The organism is Roseateles agri, from assembly GCF_034043675.1.
Classification (GTDB): Bacteria; Pseudomonadota; Gammaproteobacteria; order Burkholderiales; family Burkholderiaceae_C; genus KK5.
In genome coordinates, this window is sequence record NZ_JAXCLA010000020.1 from 1 (window position 1) to 1,900 (window position 1,900).

The window sequence follows — 1,900 nt, forward strand, 5'->3', positions numbered from 1 at the left end:
TCGGCGACTCGCTGCGCATCGGCCAGATCATCACCAACCTGGTCAGCAACTCGGTCAAGTTCACCGAGCGCGGCCAGGTGGTGATCTCGGTGCGCCTGCTCAAGCGTGCGGGCGAGCCTGGGGGCGAGCAGGTGCAATTGCGCGTGGACGTGCGCGACTCGGGCATCGGCATGACGCCGGAGCAGGCCGCACGGCTGTTCCAGGCCTTCACCCAGGCCGACGGCTCGACCACGCGCAAGTACGGCGGCACGGGCCTGGGCCTGACGATCAGCAAGCGCCTGGTGGAGCTGATGGGCGGCGAGATCCACGCCGAGTCCACGCCCGGCGTGGGCAGCCTGTTCTGGTTCACGGTGAGCCTGGGCGTGGGCGAGGACACGGGCGGCCAGGATGTCTCGCTGCTGGGCCCGATGCGCGGCATGCGGGCGCTGGTGGTGGACGACAACGACGCCGCGCGCGAGCTGATGGACGCGCAGCTCACCGACATGGGCTTTGTGGTGGACACGGCCGCCAGCGGCGAGGACGCCCTGGCGGCGGTATCCCGGTCGCAGGGCGGCGAGCCCTATGGCCTGATGGTGGTGGACTGGCAGATGCCGGGCATGGACGGGATCGAGACGGCCCGGCGTGCGCGTCGTTTGGATGCGGCCATGCGGGTGGTCATGGCCACGGCCTATGGACGCGACGAGGTGCGCGCGCAGGCCGAGGCGGTGGGCATCGAGGCCTTCGTGGTCAAGCCGGTGGGAGCCTCGGCGCTGGTAGATGCGCTGATGACGGCGCTGGTGCCCAGCGCGGCGCCGTCAGCCCGCGCGGTGCAGCCGCAGGAGGTGGCGACGGACCTGCTGCGCGGCGTGCGGCTGCTGCTGGCGGAGGACAACGAGATCAACCAGCAGATTGCCATCGAGTTGCTGGAAGGTGCAGGTGCGACGGTGCAGGTGGCCAGCAACGGGCGGGAGGCGGTCGACATGGCGCTCTCGGGGGAACACGCGTTCGATGCGGTGCTGATGGACTTGCAGATGCCTGTCATGGGCGGGCTGGAAGCGACCGGGTTGATCCGGGCGGACGCCCGCGCCAAGGACTTGCCGATCATCGCGATGACGGCGCATGCGATGGTGGAGGAGCGGGATCGCTGTCTGGCGGCGGGGATGGTGGATCACATCACCAAGCCGCTGGATCCGCCGGCGATGTTCAAGTCGCTGCTGCGCTGGGTGAAGCCCCGGCCGCTGGAGGTCTCGCTGGGTATCAACTCGACGCCGGTGCCCGTGCCGATGGCGTCGCCCAAGGCGCCGCAGGATCTGCCGGTGGTACCGGGGCTGGACACGGCGGCGGGCCTGGTGCGGGTGGGGGGCAATCGCACCTTGTACCTGCGGCTGCTGCATCAGTTCGTCGATGGCCAGGCGGATGCGGTGGAGCGCATCCGGGATGCGATCGCGGGCGGGCGGCAGGAGGAGGCGGAGCGTGGGGCGCACACGGTGCGGGGGGTGGCGGGGAATATCGGGCTGATGGCGCTGCACCTGGCAGCAGCCACCCTGGAGGAGCGGCTGCGCTTCGGTGGGGATGTGCCGGCGGCGATGGCGGAGTTCGAAGCCGAACTGTCCACCGTCATCGACGCCTTGCGGGCGGTCTGGGCGAAGGATGGCGAGCCGAGCGAGTCAACCGCGGCGCCGGCCACACCGGCGCTGGATGCGGCGCTGGTGGCTCGTCACGCCCAGAAGTTCGCGCATCTGCTGGCGGACTCGGATGCGCAGGCCGAGGAGTACCTCGATGAGCATCGCGCGGCGCTGACGCAGGTCTTCGGGGCGACGGCCTTTGCCAGCATCGAGCAGGATGTGCGCTCCTTCGACTTCGATGCCGCGCTGGAGACCGCCAGGGACGCCGCTGCCGAGAATGGCGTCGTCATCGAGGC

Annotated in this window: 1 protein-coding gene; it reads left to right on the forward strand. The window is 70.3% G+C overall.

Features of this window, described 5'->3' with window-relative positions; translation table 11 throughout:
* Nucleotides 1–1,900: response regulator (locus SNE35_RS32000; protein ID WP_320427127.1), on the forward strand; the 1,900-nt coding region annotated here is incomplete at both ends.